The organism is Acinetobacter sp. Ac_5812, assembly GCF_013072695.1.
Taxonomy (GTDB): Bacteria; Pseudomonadota; Gammaproteobacteria; order Pseudomonadales; family Moraxellaceae; genus Acinetobacter.
Window position 1 is genome coordinate 402,812 of record NZ_LXUK01000022.1, and the last position, 19,349, is coordinate 422,160.

General features: G+C 39.9%; 16 protein-coding genes. 15 read left to right on the forward strand and 1 reads right to left on the reverse strand.

Annotation, left to right across the window (positions count from 1 at the left end):
• Window positions 1-13: 13 nt before the first annotated feature.
• The 9 genes from uca to A7P55_RS15440 all read left to right on the forward strand — a co-directional run bounded on the left by uca (window position 14) and on the right by A7P55_RS15440 (window position 9,927).
• Window positions 14-3,619: an urea carboxylase gene (gene uca, locus A7P55_RS15400; RefSeq protein WP_171552771.1), complete on the forward strand. Its 3,606-nt coding sequence runs from the start codon at window positions 14-16 to the stop codon at window positions 3,617-3,619.
• Between the two features lie 6 nt (window positions 3,620-3,625).
• Window positions 3,626-4,330 carry a GntR family transcriptional regulator gene (locus A7P55_RS15405; protein WP_171552772.1) on the forward strand — a complete coding sequence of 235 codons (705 nt, stop codon included), beginning with the start codon at window positions 3,626-3,628 and terminating at the stop codon, window positions 4,328-4,330.
• Between the two features lie 104 nt (window positions 4,331-4,434).
• On the forward strand, window positions 4,435-4,623 hold the full coding sequence (locus A7P55_RS15410; RefSeq protein WP_171552773.1) for an Imm26 family immunity protein: 189 nt from the start codon (window positions 4,435-4,437) through the stop codon (window positions 4,621-4,623).
• A complete protein-coding gene (locus tag A7P55_RS15415; protein ID WP_171552774.1) occupies window positions 4,623-4,913 on the forward strand; it encodes a hypothetical protein in 291 nt (96 codons plus the stop codon). The genes A7P55_RS15410 and A7P55_RS15415 overlap by 1 nt, the downstream gene beginning before the upstream one ends.
• A gap of 66 nt (window positions 4,914-4,979) precedes the next feature.
• Window positions 4,980-5,858 (forward strand): AraC family transcriptional regulator, encoded by an 879-nt coding sequence (locus tag A7P55_RS15420; protein ID WP_171552775.1) that lies wholly within the window; start codon window positions 4,980-4,982, stop codon window positions 5,856-5,858.
• Between the two features lie 4 nt (window positions 5,859-5,862).
• Window positions 5,863-6,876: an NAD(P)H-quinone oxidoreductase gene (locus tag A7P55_RS15425; protein ID WP_171552776.1), complete on the forward strand. Its 1,014-nt coding sequence runs from the start codon at window positions 5,863-5,865 to the stop codon at window positions 6,874-6,876.
• 99 nt (window positions 6,877-6,975) lie between these two features.
• Window positions 6,976-7,851, forward strand: coding sequence for a glyoxalase III HchA (gene hchA / locus A7P55_RS15430; RefSeq protein WP_171552777.1), 876 nt, complete (start codon window positions 6,976-6,978; stop codon window positions 7,849-7,851).
• A 244-nt stretch (window positions 7,852-8,095) separates the two neighbouring features.
• Complete coding sequence (locus A7P55_RS15435) at window positions 8,096-8,791, forward strand: winged helix-turn-helix domain-containing protein (protein ID WP_171553264.1); 696 nt, start codon at window positions 8,096-8,098, stop codon at window positions 8,789-8,791.
• A gap of 119 nt (window positions 8,792-8,910) precedes the next feature.
• Window positions 8,911-9,927 (forward strand): 2-dehydropantoate 2-reductase, encoded by a 1,017-nt coding sequence (locus tag A7P55_RS15440; protein WP_171552778.1) that lies wholly within the window; start codon window positions 8,911-8,913, stop codon window positions 9,925-9,927.
• Window positions 9,928-9,978: 51 nt separating this feature from the next.
• Here the strand turns inward: A7P55_RS15440 and A7P55_RS15445 are convergent, their stop codons facing one another.
• Entirely contained in the window at window positions 9,979-10,851 is an 873-nt protein-coding gene (locus A7P55_RS15445; protein ID WP_004806888.1) for a bile acid:sodium symporter family protein, read from the reverse strand.
• 742 nt (window positions 10,852-11,593) lie between these two features.
• On the opposite strand from A7P55_RS15445, the gene A7P55_RS15450 reads away from it, so the two are divergent.
• The 6 genes from A7P55_RS15450 (at window position 11,594) to A7P55_RS15475 (ending at window position 19,286) form a co-directional block, all read left to right on the forward strand.
• On the forward strand, window positions 11,594-12,655 hold the full coding sequence (locus tag A7P55_RS15450; RefSeq protein ID WP_171552779.1) for an HlyD family secretion protein: 1,062 nt from the start codon (window positions 11,594-11,596) through the stop codon (window positions 12,653-12,655).
• Window positions 12,656-12,680: 25 nt separating this feature from the next.
• The gene (locus tag A7P55_RS15455; protein ID WP_023269721.1) at window positions 12,681-14,228 is read left to right on the forward strand and encodes a DHA2 family efflux MFS transporter permease subunit; all 1,548 of its coding nucleotides are present in this window, start codon (window positions 12,681-12,683) and stop codon (window positions 14,226-14,228) included.
• A gap of 156 nt (window positions 14,229-14,384) precedes the next feature.
• The gene (locus A7P55_RS15460; protein WP_171552780.1) at window positions 14,385-15,206 is read left to right on the forward strand and encodes a hypothetical protein; all 822 of its coding nucleotides are present in this window, start codon (window positions 14,385-14,387) and stop codon (window positions 15,204-15,206) included.
• Window positions 15,203-16,789 (forward strand): GH3 auxin-responsive promoter family protein, encoded by a 1,587-nt coding sequence (locus tag A7P55_RS15465; RefSeq protein WP_171552781.1) that lies wholly within the window; start codon window positions 15,203-15,205, stop codon window positions 16,787-16,789. The genes A7P55_RS15460 and A7P55_RS15465 overlap by 4 nt, the downstream gene beginning before the upstream one ends.
• Window positions 16,786-18,120, forward strand: a complete 1,335-nt coding sequence (locus tag A7P55_RS15470; protein WP_216078068.1) for a TolC family protein — start codon at window positions 16,786-16,788, stop codon at window positions 18,118-18,120. The genes A7P55_RS15465 and A7P55_RS15470 overlap by 4 nt, the downstream gene beginning before the upstream one ends.
• On the forward strand, window positions 18,120-19,286 hold the full coding sequence (locus A7P55_RS15475; RefSeq protein WP_171552782.1) for a hypothetical protein: 1,167 nt from the start codon (window positions 18,120-18,122) through the stop codon (window positions 19,284-19,286). The genes A7P55_RS15470 and A7P55_RS15475 overlap by 1 nt, the downstream gene beginning before the upstream one ends.
• Window positions 19,287-19,349 lie beyond the last annotated feature (63 nt).

The following is a 19,349-nucleotide window of genomic DNA, read 5'->3' on the forward strand; positions in this document are numbered from 1 at the left end:
GGGGGACATCATCATGTTTAAGACCGTACTTATTGCAAACCGTGGTGAAATTGCTGTTAGAGCAATTCGAACACTGAAAAAATTAGGCATTACCAGTGTCGCGGTTTATTCGGACAGCGACCGTTATGCTCAGCATGTACAGGATGCAGATATTGCAATAGCACTGGAAGGTTTAAAGCCAGCTGATACGTATTTGAGTATCGAAAAACTGATTCAAGCAGCTAAACAGACTGGGGCAGAAGCAATTTTTCCAGGCTATGGTTTTCTGTCTGAGAGTGCCGATTTCTCCCGTGCGTGTGAAGAAAATAATATTGCCTTTATGGGGCCAACAGCAGAGCAGATTCTGGAATTTGGTCTAAAGCACCGTGCACGTGAACTCGCAGCAGCAGCTCATGTTCCAATGACACCCGGCACAGGCTTGCTGGACAGTCTAGAAGAAGCATTGGCTGCAGCTGAGCGTATTGGTTATCCAATCATGCTAAAAAGCACCGCAGGTGGTGGTGGTATTGGCCTTACCCGTTGTGACACCGCACAAGCACTGGCAGATGCCTATGAAAGTGTGAAACGCCTCGGTGAGCAGTTCTTTAAAGATGCAGGGGTCTTTATTGAATGCTTTATTGATAAAGCACGTCATGTCGAAGTACAGATTTTTGGTGATGGTCAAGGTCAAGTGGTCGCGTTTGGTGAGCGTGATTGTTCATTGCAACGCCGAAACCAAAAAGTGGTTGAAGAAACGCCAGCGGCGAACTTACCTGAAGCAACCCGTAAAAAGCTACATCAAGCGGCAGTTGAACTAGGGCGCTCTGTGAATTATCGCAGTGCAGGAACGGTTGAGTTTATTTATGATGCGCAAAGAGATGAGTTTTATTTCCTTGAGGTGAATACGCGTTTACAGGTAGAGCATCCTGTGACGGAAATGGTGACAGGTCTCGACTTAATCGAGTGTATGCTCAAAGTCGCGGCAGGTGATGCCTTGGATTGGGACTATCTCAGTAATATCCAACCGCAAGGTGCTGCGATTGAAGTCCGAGTTTATGCAGAAGACCCAGTTAAAAATTTTCAACCAAGCCCAGGTGTGCTCACTGAAGTCTCTTTTCCCGAAGGTATTCGCGTCGATACTTGGGTGAAAACAGGCACCGAAATTTCTCAGTATTTTGATCCAATGATTGCCAAGATTATTGTGCATGCTGACGATCGAGCGACTGCGATTGAAAAATTAAAAGTGGTTTTAGCGGAAACGCGTTTAAATGGTATCAGCACCAACCTGGATTATGCCCGCGCCATTGTCTCAGACCAACGTTTTGAGTCTATGCAAATTTGGACTCGGATGCTTGACGATTTCAGCTATTCACCAAAAGTGATTGAGGTAGTACAAGCAGGTACCTTGAGTTCAATTCAAGACTATCCAGGACGTACTGGCTATTGGGATATCGGTGTACCGCCTTCGGGTCCAATGGATGATTATGCCTTCCAATTGGCCAATCGAATTGTTGGAAATGATGCTAAAGCAGCGGGTTTTGAGTTTACTTTAGTGGGGCCAAGCTTAAAGTTTCATGCCGATACTACCATTGCACTCACAGGTGCAAGTTGTACTGCTTTGTTAGATGATCAACGCATTGCTTTTTGGCAACCGATTAAGGTCAAAGCAGGCCAAACCCTGAAAATTGGTCAAGTAGCTTCAGGCTGCCGTACTTACTTAGCCGTACGTGATGGACTGGATGTTCCATTATATTTGGGTAGCCGTTCAACCTTTGCATTGGGCAATTTTGGTGGTCATGCAGGACGTACTTTACGTGTTGGCGACATGATCAAAATGGTTGATGCAGAACTTGCCAGTCCAGAATTGCCGCTGGCAACCGATACACCACAAGCGCTATCGAAAGATTTAATTCCTGAATATAGCAATGAGTGGGAAATCGCCGTGTTGTATGGACCACACGGTGCGCCTGATTTCTTTAAACCTGAATATGTCGAAGAGTTCTTTGCCTCTGAGTGGACGGTTCACTTTAACTCAAACCGTTTAGGCGTCAGACTTTCAGGTCCGACACCAAGCTGGGCTAGAGAGAATGGTGGTGAAGCAGGCCTACACCCATCCAATGTGCATGACTGTGAATATGCAATTGGCGCAATCAACTTTACCGGTGATTTCCCAGTGATTTTGGCAAAAGATGGTCCTAGTTTAGGTGGCTTTGTTTGTCCAGTCACGATTGCCAAAGCAGAACTGTGGAAAGTTGGGCAATTGAAAGCTGATGATAAAATCCGTTTTTATCCAATTACGGCGGAACAAGCCAATGCGTTAGAACGGAAGCAAATCGACAATATCCAGAATTTTGCAGATGCGGCTAAAGTTGTTGAAACGATTGAACCAGCTCAAGACGTGTTTAGCACTATTTTGGCTCAACGTGAACCAACTGATCTATCACCAAAAACGCTGTATCGCCAAGCGGGTGATAGCTATATCTTGCTCGAATATGGTGAAAACGTTTTAGATTTGGCGCTACGTTTACGTGTACATCAACTGATTCAAATGATTCGTGATGCCAATCTTGCTGGTGTTTTGGAGTTGTCGCCGGGTGTACGCTCATTACAAATTAAATATGATGGTCTGGTAATTCCTCAAACTGAGCTCATTCATCAATTACTGAAACTTGAAGAGCAAATGGGGGATTTAAGCCAACTGAAAATTCCATCACGTATTGTGCATTTACCAATGGCTTTTGAGGATAGTGCCACTTTAGGTGCCGTAGAGCGTTATCAGGAAAGTGTCTGTGCCAAAGCACCGTGGTTACCGAATAATGTTGATTTTATCCAACGGATTAATGGACTGGCACATCGTGATGAAGTCAAAGATATTATTTTTGATGCCAACTATTTAGTGCTAGGTTTGGGCGATGTCTATTTGACAGCACCATGTGCGGTACCGATTGACCCACGTCACCGCTTACTCAGTTCTAAGTACAATCCTGCTCGTACCTTTACAGCGGAAGGCACTGTCGGTATTGGTGGGATGTACATGTGTATTTATGGCATGGATTCACCCGGTGGTTATCAGTTGATTGGGCGAACGCTGCCGATCTGGAACAAGTTTAAAAAGAACAAGCAATTTGGTGATAAGCAATGGTTCTTGCAATTCTTTGACCAGATTAAATACTTCCCTGTGACTGAAGCTGAATTGAATGAATGGCGTGCAGATTTTGAAAATGGTCGTGCTCAAATTCAGATTGAAGAAACTGAGTTTGACTATGCCGACTATGTGCAGTTTTTGGACAATGAAGCGGAAAGTATTGCCGCATTTAAAGACAAGCAACAACAAGCTTTTAGCACTGAGGTGAGTCGCTGGAAAGAGGAATTTGCTACACAACCTGAACAACATGTTGAGCAAGCCAATCATGTTGATTACAGCCATCTTTCTTCTTTAAATGCTTCAATGACTGGAAATATCTGGAAGATCTTTGTAGAACATGGCCAAGAGATTAAAAAAGGTGAAACTGTTGCTATTATTGAAGCGATGAAAATGGAGTTGCCTGTCTATGCGGAAGAAGATGGTATCGTCAAAGCTATTATTTGCCGAGCAGGTCAAACCGTACACAGTGGTGAACCATTGGTCTATATGGAATAAGCTTGAATGAAAGAAGCGAACATCAACATAAACAACACAAGCAAAGGCTCAGACAATTTGTCTGAGCTGGTTTACCAACGCATCAAGAATGACATCTTTGATTTCAAATTGATGCCAGGTGAACGTTTTACTGAGTCTGAAGTTGCTAAAGCCTATGATGTGAGTCGTACCCCCATCCGACAAGCCTTATATCGTTTGCAACAAGAGGGCTATGTTGATGTGAGCTTTCGGAGCGGTTGGCAGATTCGTCCGCTCAATTTTCGTTACTATGAAGAGCTTTATGATGTGCGTATTGTTTTGGAGAAAGATTCGATTCGAAAGCTTTGCCAAATCGATCATCATAACTCGGTTGAGTTGTCGGTGTTAAAAGACCTGTGGTTAGTGCAACCTTCTGAGTATTTAAAAGACATTAAACAACTTTCTCAGCAAGATGAAGATTTTCATTGTGCTTTGGTCCGAGCTTCGGGCAATAATGAAATGGCGAGGATTCATCGGGATTTGAGTGAGCGAATCCGTATCATCCGCCGTTTGGATTTTTCCAAAGATTATCGAGTTGAGGCAACTTATCAGGAACATCAAAAAATCTTAGGTTTTATTTTCGATCGGCACACTGAACAAGCGATCAATGCAATCGAAGCGCATATTATGCAAAGTCGTGATGAAGTAAAAAAGATTACCTTACAAATGCTGGATTCGAGTCAGTTTTATTAGTCCAAATATTTGGTATAGTCATTGATAGTATTTAACAGTATAAATTTTAGTTTAGATTTAAATAAAAAAATAATATGTTATTTAACTTAGTAAGGTAAGAGTTTATGGCAATAAATAAACGTATTAAAAGAAAGGAAGGAGATATTTTGCTCATAAAACTTTCAAATAATTATTTTTGCTATGGTCGAGTTTTAGCTAACCTTTTATTCGCTTTTTATAATTTAAATACATCTCAGCCTTTATTAGATATTGATCAAATTATTGAAAAAATGTTTTATTTAAAGTTTGGGTAATGAAACATGCAATTACATCTAGTAGATGGGAAATTATAGGCAATCGTAACTTAGATTCGAATCATATAAGTTTTCCTTTATTCTTTAAACAAGATATGTTTACTAAGGAGTTCACTATCTATGATTCAAGAACCAGTCTTGAGATTAGTGCAGGCTATGACGAGTGCAAAAGCTTAGAAAGAGCAGCTGTTTGGGAACCTGAACATATTGAGGATAGATTAAAGGATTTTTTTGAGGGTAATTCTAAAAAATTTCTCAAAACTCTCTTTTCCATGCCTAATTCTGCATAAAACTAACAGTTTTTATCTCATTGCTATTTAATAATAAAAATCACATTTCTAATCATCAGATGACATATGATGAATGACCAGATACTCATCAACTTATTTCTAAAACTCATCCCAAAAGAGGGCTTTTTTGCTACAGCCATTGATGGCATTACCCTGATGCGTGTTGATCACAACACACCACCGATTGCAGTACTACAAGAACCAACCTTGGTGTTTGTTTTACAAGGTCAGAAGCGAGGCTATATCGGCACGGAAACCTATTCCTTTCAACAAGCTGAATGTCTGATCGTCTCAGTTTCAATGCCATTTGATTGTGACACCATTGCCAGTCCAGAAGCACCGATGATTGCGATCAGTATGAAATTGGAAGCGGATATGGTGAATGAACTATTGGCTAAAACCTATTTTGAAAATTACCAGTTTAAGCCACTGACCACAGGAATGAGTGTGATTCAGTATGATCAAACGCTATCGAATGTCCTCATCCGTTTATTAAATACCCTAACTTCCGAGCAAGATATATTGATCTTGGGAGATCAAATTAAACGGGAGTTGCTGTATCGGGTGATTCAACATTCAGGTGCTGATGCCTTAAAAGGTCTGGTCGCTCAGGGCAATCTCAGACCGATTTATAAAATTTGTGAATATATTCAACATCATTTTACCGAGAAATTAACCGTTGAGATGCTCGCAGAGCAAGCCAATATGAGTACTTCTGCCTTCCATAAAGCTTTTAAACAAGTCACACAACATTCTCCTTTGCAATATTTAAAAGTGGTTCGGTTGCATAAGGCAAAACAATTGTTGCAAAACGCAGACCAAAGTGTGGCTCAAGCGGCTTATGCTGTTGGATATCAGAGCTCTTCTCAATTTAGCCGAGAATTTAAAAAGCAGTTTGGTTTTCCACCCAAACATGCTGAATTTAATACTGAAACGGAGTCATGATTAAATGAATCAAAATAGCGTAGAACAAATGAAATATATCGAAATTACACAAGCGGGTGGTCCAGAAGTATTACAAGTGACACAAGGGTCTCGACCAGAGATTAAAGCAGATGAAGTGCTCATTGAAGTTTACGCAACAGGAATCAACCGACCTGACATTTTACAGCGCCAAGGATTATACCCAATGCCTAAAGGGGTCACACCCATCCCTGGGCTGGAAGTTTCAGGAATAATTAGTCAAGTGGGTGATGACGTCACACAGTTTAAAGTCGGTGATAAAGTCTGTGCACTGACCAATGGTGGTGGGTATGCGGAATACTGTGCAGTACCTGCCAATCAAACCTTAAAAATTCCAAAGAATCTGAGTTTTATCGAAGCGGCTGCTATCCCTGAAACCTATTTTACCGTTTGGGCCAATCTATTTCAGATTGGGCAGTTGAAAAAGAATGAAACCGTACTGATTCATGGTGGGGCCAGTGGTATTGGGTCCACAGCAATCAGCTTGTGTCATGCAATGGGCATTAAAAACTTCTCTACGGTTGGAAGTGATGACAAAGTTGAAAAATTAGCTTCAATATCACAAGTGATTAACTACAAAACACAGGATTTTGAAAAAGAGGTTTTGGCCCAAACCGATGGTCAAGGTGTAGATGTAATTTTGGATATTATCGGCGCTGCTTACTTTAATCAAAATCTGAGATTGTTAAAGCGAGATGGACGTTTGGTGATTATCGGTTTTATGGGAGGGCGAAAAGTCGATGGCTTTGATATACAAGAATTGATGTTAAAACGTGCGGTAGTGACTGGTTCGACCATGCGTGCCAGAACCAATGCTGAAAAAGCTCAAATTACCCAAGAACTTGAGCAGTTTGTCTGGCCGTTAATTGAAGCGGATCAATGTAAGCCAATAATCTATAAAACCTTTGCATTTGATGACGTGGCTCAGGCGCATCAATGCCTAGAGAGCAGTCAACATACGGGCAAAGTGGTACTCGAAATTAAATCTGAATTTGCCTAATTGTGTTCAATCCATGCCTGTTCATACTCAAAACTTGAGTGTGGCAGGTGACTCAAGCAGTATGCATATAAACATAACGACCTGAAGAGGAATCTGAAAATGACAACAAATCCTGATGATCGCAACCCAAGTCCAGACAATGCAGAAGACAATGCTTTTTTCCCATCGCCATATTCGCTGAGCCAATACACCTCGGCAAAAACTGACTATGATGGCACGACTTATCCAAACCCATACAAAGGCGATAAAAAGATTTTAATGATTGCAACAGATGAACGTTATATCTTGATGCAAAACGAAAAATTCTTTTCTACAGGCAATCATCCAGTTGAAATGTTATTGCCAATGTTTCACTTGGATAATGCGGGCTTTGCCTTTGATGTGGCAACACTTTCGGGCAATCCAGTTAAGTTGGAAATGTGGGCGATGCCACATGAAGAACAAGTGGTCTTAGATACTTTTAAAAAATATGAAAAACAACTCAAAGCGCCGCTGAAGTTGGCAGATATTTTGGAACAAGCCTTAAGTGCAGATTCGCCTTATGCAGGTATCTTTATTCCAGGTGGGCATGGTGTCCTTGCTAAGATTCCAGAAAGCAAAGAAGTCAAACAGCTATTAAAGTGGGCCATTAAAAATGATAAATATGTGATTACGCTATGTCATGGGCCAGCTTCATTGCTTGCAGCAGCTGTAGATGAGACTTCACAGGACTATATTTTTAAAGATTATCAGATTTGCGTGTTTCCTGACTCCCTAGACAAAGGTGCAAATATTGATATCGGCTATATGCCAGGACAATTGCCTTGGTTGGTGGGTGAGAATCTTGAAAAACTTGGGGTCGAAATCTTGAATAAAGGTATCACAGGGCAGGTTCATCAAGATCGTAAACTATTAACAGGTGATAGTCCGCTGGCTTCGAATAATCTTGGAAAACTCGCCGCGACAACTTTATTGGCAGATCCTGATCTTCAATAAATCTTGCTGTTGCAATACCTAAAAGCCTAGCTCAATTGCTGGGCTTTTATTTTTGATAAATTCAGTGAAACGTTCTGAAACATCTTTTTGCGGATCTGTTTTGCTCCAAAAGCTGGATTTTCATATTGAGTTATTTGCAGAAATGAACATTGAAATGACACCAAAATTACATTTATGTCATTCAAAACTATTTAAAGTTGTACAACGTTATTATCTTCTTAAGCAGTGCTTTAACAGGTTTAAGATGAAAATATTACTAGTCGAAGATGAGCAAAAAATAGGGAGTTATCTTAACCAAGCATTATCCGAAGCCGGTTATATGATCGACTGGGTCACAGATGAAATAACAGGTAAGCATCTCGCGGTATTGTTTAACGAATATGATTTAGTGGTATTGGATGTCATGTTTGCTGGTTTAAATGGCTGGAACATTCTGCATGATGTTGGAAAGAATGGAAAAACTATGCCTATTTTGTTTTTGATTGCACGCGATCAAATAGAAGATCGAATGAAAGGGCTTGGCCTTTCTTTTACCTTGGTCGAGCTTCTCACACGGATCAAAGGTCTATTGAGTAGAGAGCAGTGGAATCATGAAATCAACCGAATTTGTGTTGCCGACCTTGAACTTGATTTATGGAAACGTAGTGTCAGCCGAGCGGGACAGCGGATTAATCTTACGGCTCAAGAATATGCTCTGATTGAGCTATTCATGAGTAGACGTGGAGAGGTCTTACCTAGAGCATTAATCGCGTCACAGATATGGGATATAACCCACGATGCAGACACGAAAATGATTGAAGTAGCGATTAGTCGTTTAAGAAATAAGATTGACCGTAATTTTCTTCCTAAACTCATCCATAATATTTACGGAATGGGTTACGTATTGGCAGAATGGCATGGGGCACTAAAAAGTAAAGAAAAAGAAGATGTTCTTGAATGAGCATGACTCAATATTAAATTCTTTGCTTAGAAATAAATTTGTCAGCCAAGTGACAACTTAACTTCATGTTTCGGGTTAAAGTGATGTTGTTAAGAAATAGAATCCAGCGAGGAAAATCAATGAAAATATGTATTTATGGGGCTGGAAATATTGGATGTTATCTTGGTGGACGATTAGCAGCAACAGGGTATGATATTGATTTTATTGTACGCCCGAAAATACAACAACAGTTGCAACAGTATGGGTTGACTGTTTCGGACTATCTAGGTGAAGAAAATAGTGTTCCAGCAAGTAAGCTGCAACTTAGCATTGATCCAAACATTGCTGCTCAAGCTGATATCATTTGTGTCTGTGTAAAGTCTGCCGCAACCGAACAAGTTGCACATGAGTTAAAAGATATTCTAAAGAAAAAACCCATCATCATTAGTTTTCAGAATGGTTTAAGTAATGTTGGTATTCTAAAACAAGTGTTGTTTGGCCATACAATTCTTGAAGGTATGGTCCCTTTTAATGTCGCTGCTTTAGGAAATGGAATTTTTCATCAAGGTACAGAAGGGGCCTTGTATGTAAAAAAACATGCTGGCTTGAATGAGCTTGTTACCGCATTTAATGGTGCTCAGCTTGAACTGAGACTTGAAGATGATATGCAGGCGATTCAATGGGCAAAGTTATTGCTAAATCTGAATAACTCAGTGAATGCTTTATCTCAGTTTCCACTTAAACAACAACTTTCAATTCGAGCCTATCGTCAATGTTTGGCAATGGCACAGATGGAAGCCTTAGGTCTTCTTAAAATTGCTAAAATTCAACCTGCTCAACTGACAGCGATACCAGCACAATTTGTCCCATATGTATTAAAACTGCCAAATTCTATTTTCAATCTGCTGAGCAAGAAAATGTTGGCAATTGATCCACTGGCTCGATCTTCAATGGCAGATGATCTTATGGCGGAGAGAGCAACGGAAATTGACTGGATTAATGGAGAGGTTGTTCGTTTAGCAACGCAACTAAATTTAAAAGCGCCAATCAATCAAAAGCTGATTGAGTTAATTAAACAAGCTGAAATCACACCAAAAGCATGGCCGGCCAAAGCACTTAGAAATCAGTTGGAAGCAGTGAATAAAGTTGGAGCTTAAAAAAAGCCATAGCATGTTCTTTTATACTATGGCTGTGATGATTTGAAAAAGTTAAGCTTTTATCGTTTCCTGAGCGCCAAATCGCGTAATCAAAGTTCCAAAAATAGTTGCGAAAATATACATAAAGATTGAATAGACTGCAGCAGGCATGGCAATGGTCGTGCTTGCCATAATGGTGAGTGCAATGGTCATGGCCAGCGTACTATTATGAATACCAATCTCAAACGCGCATGCACGAGCTTGATAAGAGCTGATCCCAAACAGTCGTGGTACAAAATAACCAACACATAGACTAATTGCACAAAATAAGGCAGTTGCAAAGCCAATTTGCCCGATATATTCGATCAGATTATTTCGTTCTTTGATAATTGCACCCAAAATAATAATCAGAAGAAAAACCACAGCGAAAATACGCACAGGGCGGTTCAGTTTTTCTGCGGTATGCGGCGCATAATGACGGATCAACATCCCAATACAAACAGGGACCAGAATGATGGCAAAGACTTGCAGGACTTTTGCAAATTGTAGTCCGACTTGTTGGCCTTCATTCATAAAATGCAGGATCGAGAAATTGACAATAAACGGTAAAAAAATGGCGGCAATAATGGCATTAATTGCGGTTAACGTAATATTTAGTGCGATATCACCTTTATATAAATAGCTGAATAGATTTGCGGTTGATCCACCTGGAGAAGCTGCAAGTAACATCAAACCGACTGCCAGAAGTGGCGGTAAAGCCAATATTTTGCAAATTAAAAATGCAATGCCGACCAATAAAATAAGCTGACAAAACAAAGCAATGATCACCGCTTTGGGATGTTTACTCACCCGTGCAAAGTCTTTGAGTGTGAGCTCCAAACCTAGCCCAGCCATGACAATCGCCAAAGCGATAGGTAGAAAAAGTGTGATTAGTCCAGAATCCATAAGCAGTCCTTCTTTTTTAGATCAATATTATTTTTCCAATTTTCTGGTTGTTTTGTCTGATCAGATTACAACTTATCGGTATCTAAGTTGATATAGTTCACATCTGAACAAGACCTATAAACAGCAGTATTTAGCAATACTTTAAATTTTTACGATGCAAAGAATGAATTAGCACATTTAGGTTATTAATTCTAATGATTTCTTTAGCTTAAATACTTTATTCACTTTTGCAAAAACTATTTGTGCGATAGCGCACAATTTGATTGAATTAAAATATAAAAATTAATAGGAGAAAAATAACTTTTTTGCAAAAATTACATTTCTATAACGCTTTGAGTTTTTAGCATTACCACATTTTTATGTTCAGGTAGTGATGAAAATGACCAAAGAATTAAACTCAATGGTAAAAATAATAGTGAAGCTGAATTTAATAATTTATTTAAATTAAACAATAGCATAGGTTTATTTTTTTACAAATGAAAACACGAATCATTTGTGCTTGTGCTAGAATTTCACAAATCTTTCATAAAAGCTTTATACCATTCGAACAATTGGCAGAAATAGAAAAATGATATGCATAAATGGTCAATGACATATTATTCCATTAAGAATGATAATTTGCGCCAATTATTACATTGTAACTATTTATTTATACATAATTAAGTGAAAAGTTACGTGAAAAGATGACCATTTAACCGTGGCTCAAAATAAAAACTCTATATTACAAAATAGCGGAATAAATATGGATAACGTAGCTCAGCTCGAAACTGATACTAATTTCCAAAGTCGAAAAAAAATAACTTGGGTTGTGTTTAGTGTACTCATCTTATTTCTGATCTTAGGCATCGCGTATTATTTTTTGGTCTATAGATTCTATCAATCTACCGATAATGCCTATGTTCAAGCTGATGTCACTTGGGTGATGCCAAAAATCTCAGGTGAAGTCGTTGAATTGATTATTAATGACAATCAGTTTGTGAAAAAAGGAGAGGCTTTGGCTATTTTAGATCATCGTGATTATCAGGCACGTTATGATCAGGCGAAATCAGTTGTCACCTTAAAACAAGCTGCGCTTGCTGTGCAGCAACAGAATGAAAAGTCCGCAAAATCATCGATTAGTGAAGCTAATAGTGGTGTGGTTGCTGCCCAAGCAGATTTATCTCGCTTGAAAAAAGATTTCAATCGTTATCAAGATTTGCTTAAAGACGGGGTGATTACCCGACAAAATTTTGAAGGCATACAATCCCAATATTTAACGGCTCAGGCACAGCTGAGTAAAGCACAGGCAACGGTGAATGCTGCTGAAGCTCAATTGGGTAGCTTACAAGCCAGCCGTGCGCAATTACTGGCAGATATTCAGAATGCCAATGCGACTTTAGACCTGTATCAAATTGATCTTTCGTCCTCAAAAGTGATTAGTCCTGTTACAGGAAAAGTCGGCAGTCTTTCGATTCAGAAAGGTTCACGTGTTTCACCGCAAACACGTTTAATGGCGATTATTCCTGAGAAAAGTTTGTATATACAAGCAAACTTCAAAGAAACCCAAATCGAAAAAATGCATATTGGACAAGAAGTTAAATTAAAAATAGATGCTTATCCAAGTCTGACCTACACAGGGAAAATTGAAAGCTTTTCTCCTGCATCTGGTGCAACTTTTTCCTTGATGCCACCCGATAATGCGACAGGGAATTTTAATAAAGTGGTGCAACGTATCCCTGTGCGGATTGCAATTGATTCGAGTCCACATATTGATCTTATAAAACCTGGAATGTCCGTCAGCGCGACTGTTGATTTAAGAACTTAATCAGAAAAGTTTTGGGTATAAGAAAATGAATAAACCGAACCAAGATGAGTGGAAGTTTGCGCCAAAAACAGCTTGGCTGATTTTTGCTGCCATGATTTTTGGTAATTTCATGGCAATTCTGGATATTCAAATTGTTGCAAGTTCTTTGAATGAAGTACAGGCAGGCATGAGTGCTAGCCGTTATGAAGTGACATGGGTGCAAACGGTTTATTTGATTGCTGAAATTATTGCCATTCCAATGTCCAGTATTGTGTCTCGGGTGCTCTCGACTCGAATTTATTACACCATTTGTGCGATCGGATTCACCATTAGTTCTTTACTGTGTGCTTTGGCATGGAATCTAGAAAGTCTGTTGGTTTTCCGCGCAATTCAGGGTTTTATGGGTGGCGGTATGATCCCTACCTCAATGACGGCATTATATCTGCTGTTCCCTGAAGCAAAACGTGCTTTGCCATTGGTGATGTTTGGCATGATCAGTACCTTAGGTCCTGCCATTGGTCCAACCATAGGTGGATGGTTGACCAATAACTTTTCATGGCACTGGATGTTCCTGATTAACATCATCCCTGGTATTTTGATTGCGACGATTATTTACTCTGGTCCAAATATAGATCGCGCCAATTATTCACTCATCAAAAGCATGGACTGGTTCAGCCTGATTGGTATGGCCATGTTCTTAGGTGGTTTGGAGTATTTCTTGGATGAAGGAGCGCGACATGATTGGCTCGCTGATACAGGTGTCCGTGTTGCTTTTATCATTTGCCTGATTGGTGGCATGATCTTCTTCTCACGCAGTTTTACCCAACCCAAACCACTCTTAGATTTGAGTGTATTTAAAAACAAAAACTTCACTTTAAGCTGCATCATTACGTTTGTGATTGGTATGGCCTTATATGGCTTGGGCTATATGATTCCTGTGTTTCTTGGGCAAGTCCGAGAAATGAACAGCAGTCAAATCGGACATATCATGATGGTGACAGGGATTGTGATGTTCTGCTTTGCACCTTTCCTTGCATGGTTAATTCCAAACTTTGATACCCGAAAAACCGTATTTGTTGGCATGATCTTGGCGGGTTTTGGGGTCTGGCTTAATTCACATCTCAGTATCCACAGTGATTATGACTTTATGTTCTGGCCACAAATTTATCGTGGCATTGGTCTGATGATTTGTTTGATCGTGGTCTCACATTTGGCAATGAGTACGCTGCCATTAACCAAAGTTGCCGATGCCAGTGGTATTTATAACCTGATGCGCAATATTGGTGGTGCTGTTGGATTGGCATTGATCAACTCCTCGCTAGATTGGTTGACTGCAATACACGTAACTCAATTGAATCAATATATGAACCCACAGAACTGGATCTTCATTGAGAGATTAGACCAATTAACAGCGCAATACCAAGAGGTTGGGAGTAATGCTCAACAAATCGCGCTCAGTGTGATTTACCGTGATATTCACTACCAAGCACTCACGTCAAGCTTCAATGATTTATTACGTATGTTGGCCATCATCATGTTTGTGGCGGCTTTCTTAACCATTTTTATGGATAGGGGGAAGAAAATGGATATGTAGATATTTAATGCTAGAGGGTTGTTTCATATAACGAAAAAATAATCGGGGCATCGTATACAACAACATACCCCGTCATAAAAAGAACAGCGATATGAGTTTTTATATTTCTTTATGAGATAGGGGAACGTGTATATCCAAATTTAGAGGTTGAAGCAGATGATTAATACAACATATAAACTGATTTCAAGATTCAACAATAAAGAATCTACCTATGGTCAATATGTCGAGAAAGAACAAATCGATATTGATCGGCTAAAAGTCATGTATTCGATTTACGAGCAATATTATGAAAATACCAAGTTTTCCATCTTTGCGGATGATTTCAAAAAGAAAAGTGGTGCCATCTTAATCTTTAACTCGGAAACCGATGAAATTGTTGGTTTTTCCACTGTGGTTGTTCAGCATTTTTATCTGAATGGTAAGGACTACACGGTTCTATTTAGTGGTGACACCGTTATCCTTAGAGCATATTGGGGCACACGTACATTGCAAAGTACCATGCTCAAGCTGATGATTAAATTACGTGTCAAATACCCCTTTAACGAACTGTATTGGTTATTGATTTCCAAAGGTTATAAAACCTATTTACTACTCGCCAATAACTATTATGTGTATTACCCAAATATCAATGACGAGAACCAGCACCTTTCTAGTGTGATTGAACATTACTGTGAAAACTTCTTTGGTGAATATTATGATAAAGAAGCTGGTTTATTAAATTTTGGAAATGACTATCAACCACTCAAAGGTGAAGTGGCTCCGATTACTGAGGAAATGAGAGAGAAAAACCCGAATATTCATTTCTTTGAACAAAAGAATCCAACATGGACTGTCGGCACAGAGCTACCTTGTATTGGCCGTTTAGGTTGGAAAGATCTTGCACGGTTCCCCGTTAAATTAATGACTAAGCCTGCCAGCAAGGGGCGTTGTGAAGCAGTATTAAAAAAATCAGTGAATCATCGTGAGGTCTTCCAATGAAACATAATGAATGGTTGACCTCGGGATCACACCTGATTTTAAAACAATGGTGTGATGTCTCTGACCGAGATTTTAAAAAGCAATCTAATCGTCTAGAAGAAACTCAACGTCAAATCCTGAGTTCAATCTTGCAAAGCTCTCATTTTGCAAAAGAACAGAGGGTTCATGATTATGCACAATTTGTGAATGCGTTTCCTGCTTCACGTTACGCTGCATGGCGTGAGAATATTCAGCGTTATCGAAACCAAGAATTACAACTCTCAAGCAGTAAACTAGTTCGTTTCCAGCCAACCAGTGGCTCAAGTGAGCAAATCAAATTTATCCCTTACACCAAACTGTTTTTAGATGAACTAGATCACGCAATTGCACCATGGATGGCGAGCCTCTATCGTAAATGCCCACAGCTACGTTCAGGTACTCATTATTGGTCTGTTTCATGGTTACCAGAAAGCCAGCGTGAAGTACTCAAAGATAAAAATCTGAATGATGACAGTGCATTACTGGGTATTGGTAAGCGTATATTATCTAAATTTACCCAAGCGGTGCCGAGCAATGTGGCTTTTGCTGCCAATGCCGATGATGCGTTATTTGCGACAATTTGTTATCTGGTTGCCAACCGCAATCTGGCCATGATTTCAGTATGGAGTCCAACCTTTGCTTTGCAACTTTTAGATCGTTTAGAGGCAATGCAACAAGAAGTCATTGAAGTTTTAGAAACAGGTCGATGGGGAGCGCGTCAAGCTTCATTAAAAGAAGTCAAAGTGCCATTCAGTCCAGAAAGTGCAAAGTGTTTGGTTGACAGCTCAAATGGCGAACACATCGATTTTAACACCTTATGGCCTAAATTAAGTTTGGTATCGAGTTGGGATACTGCAGGTTCCAAAGCTTGGGCAGAAAAACTAAAACAACGTCTGCCATCAGTACAGTTTGAAGGCAAAGGCTTATGGGCAACCGAAGGCGTAGTCACTATTCCTTATAATGACTATTATCCATTGGCCTATCAAAGTCATTTCTATGAATTTGAATATTTAGAAGGTGAAAAAACGGGACAAATCATTCCATCTTGGAAGCTGAAGATTGGGGATGTGGTCAGTCCAATTATCACATCAGGCAATGGTTTATTACGTTATTGCCTTGATGACTGCTTAAGGGTGACCAGTTTTCTGGAACAAGTACCGTGTTTTGAGTTTCAAGGCCGCCGTTTTGGGGTGGATTTAGTCGGAGAGAAGCTTGCCCCAGAAACGGCACAACAGTTGCTTTCACAACTGAATGAAACCGACTCTAAAGCAATCTCGTTGTTGGCGATTGATACTGAGCAACAAGTTAAGCCATTCTATTGTGTTTTGTTTGAGGGTGAGATTCATCACAGTATTAATGATGATTATATTGATCAAATTTTGCGTCAAAACTTTCATTATGAGCTGGCACGTAATCTTGGACAATTGGATCAACCTCAGATTCGTCAAGCCAATAACGGTTGGAATGCTTATAAAAAGTTGGTGATGTTTGACGGCATTATCGAAGGTAATATTAAGCCTGAGCCGTTAAAGAAAATCACCCTGAATAGTTTGGAACAACTATGAAGAAAGGGATGACGCAATTTAACCATCGAGTTTCTAAGCTCTCGCATATTGCACTATGTACGGGATTGTTATTGGTTTCAAATACAATTGCTGCCATGACTTTAGACGATGCTTTGTCAGCAAGTTTAAGGCATGAAAGCCAATTGGAGGTGAGCCGTTTAAGTGTGAATCAATCAACAGCGATGCTGGAACAGGCAAAACAACGTGACGGACTCAAAGTGAACTTGGTTGGACAACTTGATTATGAAAGAGTTGAAACACCGACCAATGTTATGTTTCCGACTGAAGGAAACCGAAAAGGTCGTAGTTTGCAATTACAAATGGATTACCCTATCTATACATCAGGGCGACATCGCCTAGGAATCGATGTCGCCAAGAACCAGCTTTCTGCACAGTCGCAAGGCTTGTCGGATCAACGCTCGGAAACAATTTTAAATACGGTGATGGTCTATACCGATGTGTTAAAGAAGAAAGCGATTTTAGAACTCCGAAAGAAAACCATGTCCAATCTTCAACGTTCCTTGTATGAGTCGCAGCGACGTTTTGATGTGGGGATGATTACCCGCGCAGATTTGGCACAAGTGCTGGCTCAGGTTGCTCAGGGTCAGGCCGATATCACGCAAGCGCAATCGAATCTTACGGTGAGCGAAGCTCAGTTTTCTCAAATCACGGGTTTAACCGCAGATAATCTAACAGCTGTTAACCGTCTACCAGAGATTTCCAATAATCTTGATGAGATCTTGGTCAAAACCAAGAATCATCCGGCATTACTGCGTGCCAAATATGAGAAACAAGCTTCTGAGAAACAATACGCTTTAACCAAGCGAGAGCTTTGGCCCACAGTGATGTTGACCAGTCGTGCAGGTGCTCAGCATGAGGCCAGTTATATTGGTTCAGAAAGTAACAACTATATGGTGGGGGTTCAACTGAATGTGCCGCTCTATGACGATGGTTTAAACCGCGCCAATATTCGAAAAGCACAGGCAGATGTTGATTTGGCTAATCAAAAGATTCGTACTCTTGAGTTGGATCTGAATCAACGTGCACGGACGACTTATGCTCAATTGCAAACCATTCGCCAAAATAAAGAGGCACTGCAAAACGCAATTGATGCAGCATCGATTGCCTTTGTCTATACCCGTAAAGAATTTGAATTGGGGACCAAAACAACTTTTGACTTGCTCAATACAGAACAAAAGCTATTAGATGTGCAAACTCAGAAAACGGTGAATGAGCAGGATGAAATCGTGTTTGTTTATCAGCTTTTAGATCAAATGGGGCACCTCAATGATTTGGTGTCCACACAAAATATGCAACAGGTGAATAATTAATGAAAACAAATCCACCAAATACTCAAAGCAATCCGTTGCTTACCCGTGAAGCAACCTTAACTGATGATCAAGCCTTACGTGAATTGATTGCGGTACCAATGACCACCAAAGGGGTGAAAATCAGCTTTCAGCGTGAACCGAGTTATTTTAAAGCTTCAGATATTTTGTATCGACATAAGCTACATGTAGTGATTGAAGATACTGAAAGTCAAAAAAATGTGGCTTGTTATAGCAATGGCCATCGCCCGTGTTATGTCGATAAAACAATACAGAATGTGCGTTATGCCAGTGATTTACGTGTCGATCCAAACTATCGCGGCAAATCTTTGGTCAAGGCTTTAGGTGTCCATGTCAAACAAACCATGCATGATCCTAATTTTAGCCAAATGATCATCTTTGATGATAATCATGCCGCACGAGCAGCAATACAAACGGGTAAAACAGGCATTCCTGATTATTATGATGAGGGATTAATTGAAACCTTGACCCTGACACATTTGGGGGCTAAAAGAAAAATTAAGGCTTTTTTAACCCAAAGAATTCAAGCTAAAACAGAGATTAGCGAGATTAAGTCCTGTGTGGCGCGCGCTGAACATATTAAGGTAATGACCCGATTTATTGCTGAAATGTCGCAGCATTATAATTTTATCCCTGCCTATAATTTTGAAGAATTGTTGGCAGGACATCATTATTTTACAGGTCTACAACTCTCGGACTTTCAGCTTTATTTTCAAGATGGAAAATTGGTTGGCATGTTTGGATTATGGGATCAGCATGCGCTTAAACAAACTAAAATTTTGCATTATAGTTCAGTAATAGGTGTACTGCGCCCGATCTATAATTTACTGACCAAAGTCACTAAAGGCATGCCATTACCTAAACTTGGTGATTCCTTAAAATATCATGTGTTACACAGCTTGTTGTGCCATCCACAGCAGTTGGCACTGCATCATTTAATGCTTGAAGATGCGCAGAAACTCTCTAAGCAACGAGGTGTAGGAATTGTCAGCTTTACCTTATCGCATCAAGATCCACGTTTTCAGCTGAATCAGTTTTATAAGGGTGAACGATTAACAGGCATGCATGGGTTTATTAGTTTTCTGGGTGATCCACGTCCCAACTTTGATAAGAACTTGATTCCGTATTTAGAAGTTGGGCGAATTTGATTGGAGCAATAAAAAATACCTCAAAGCGCGTAAATGATTGGGCTTTGAGGTGTTTTTGATGTG

Excerpts from the sequence above, each read along its gene's own strand:
- A7P55_RS15455 (WP_023269721.1), top strand. The coding sequence starts at position 12,681 with ATGAATAAACCGAACCAAGATGAGTGGAAGTTTGCGCCAAAAACAGCT.
- A7P55_RS15420 (WP_171552775.1), top strand. The coding sequence starts at position 4,980 with ATGATGAATGACCAGATACTCATCAACTTATTTCTAAAACTCATCCCA.
- A7P55_RS15410 (WP_171552773.1), top strand. The coding sequence starts at position 4,435 with ATGGCAATAAATAAACGTATTAAAAGAAAGGAAGGAGATATTTTGCTC.
- hchA (WP_171552777.1), top strand. The coding sequence starts at position 6,976 with ATGACAACAAATCCTGATGATCGCAACCCAAGTCCAGACAATGCAGAA.
- A7P55_RS15415 (WP_171552774.1), top strand. The coding sequence starts at position 4,623 with ATGAAACATGCAATTACATCTAGTAGATGGGAAATTATAGGCAATCGT.
- uca (WP_171552771.1), top strand. The coding sequence starts at position 14 with ATGTTTAAGACCGTACTTATTGCAAACCGTGGTGAAATTGCTGTTAGA.
- A7P55_RS15475 (WP_171552782.1), top strand. The coding sequence starts at position 18,120 with ATGAAAACAAATCCACCAAATACTCAAAGCAATCCGTTGCTTACCCGT.
- A7P55_RS15405 (WP_171552772.1), top strand. The coding sequence starts at position 3,626 with ATGAAAGAAGCGAACATCAACATAAACAACACAAGCAAAGGCTCAGAC.
- A7P55_RS15460 (WP_171552780.1), top strand. The coding sequence starts at position 14,385 with ATGATTAATACAACATATAAACTGATTTCAAGATTCAACAATAAAGAA.
- A7P55_RS15440 (WP_171552778.1), top strand. The coding sequence starts at position 8,911 with ATGAAAATATGTATTTATGGGGCTGGAAATATTGGATGTTATCTTGGT.
- A7P55_RS15445 (WP_004806888.1), bottom strand. The coding sequence starts at position 10,851 with ATGGATTCTGGACTAATCACACTTTTTCTACCTATCGCTTTGGCGATT.
- A7P55_RS15435 (WP_171553264.1), top strand. The coding sequence starts at position 8,096 with ATGAAAATATTACTAGTCGAAGATGAGCAAAAAATAGGGAGTTATCTT.
- A7P55_RS15450 (WP_171552779.1), top strand. The coding sequence starts at position 11,594 with ATGGATAACGTAGCTCAGCTCGAAACTGATACTAATTTCCAAAGTCGA.
- A7P55_RS15425 (WP_171552776.1), top strand. The coding sequence starts at position 5,863 with ATGAATCAAAATAGCGTAGAACAAATGAAATATATCGAAATTACACAA.
- A7P55_RS15470 (WP_216078068.1), top strand. The coding sequence starts at position 16,786 with ATGAAGAAAGGGATGACGCAATTTAACCATCGAGTTTCTAAGCTCTCG.
- A7P55_RS15465 (WP_171552781.1), top strand. The coding sequence starts at position 15,203 with ATGAAACATAATGAATGGTTGACCTCGGGATCACACCTGATTTTAAAA.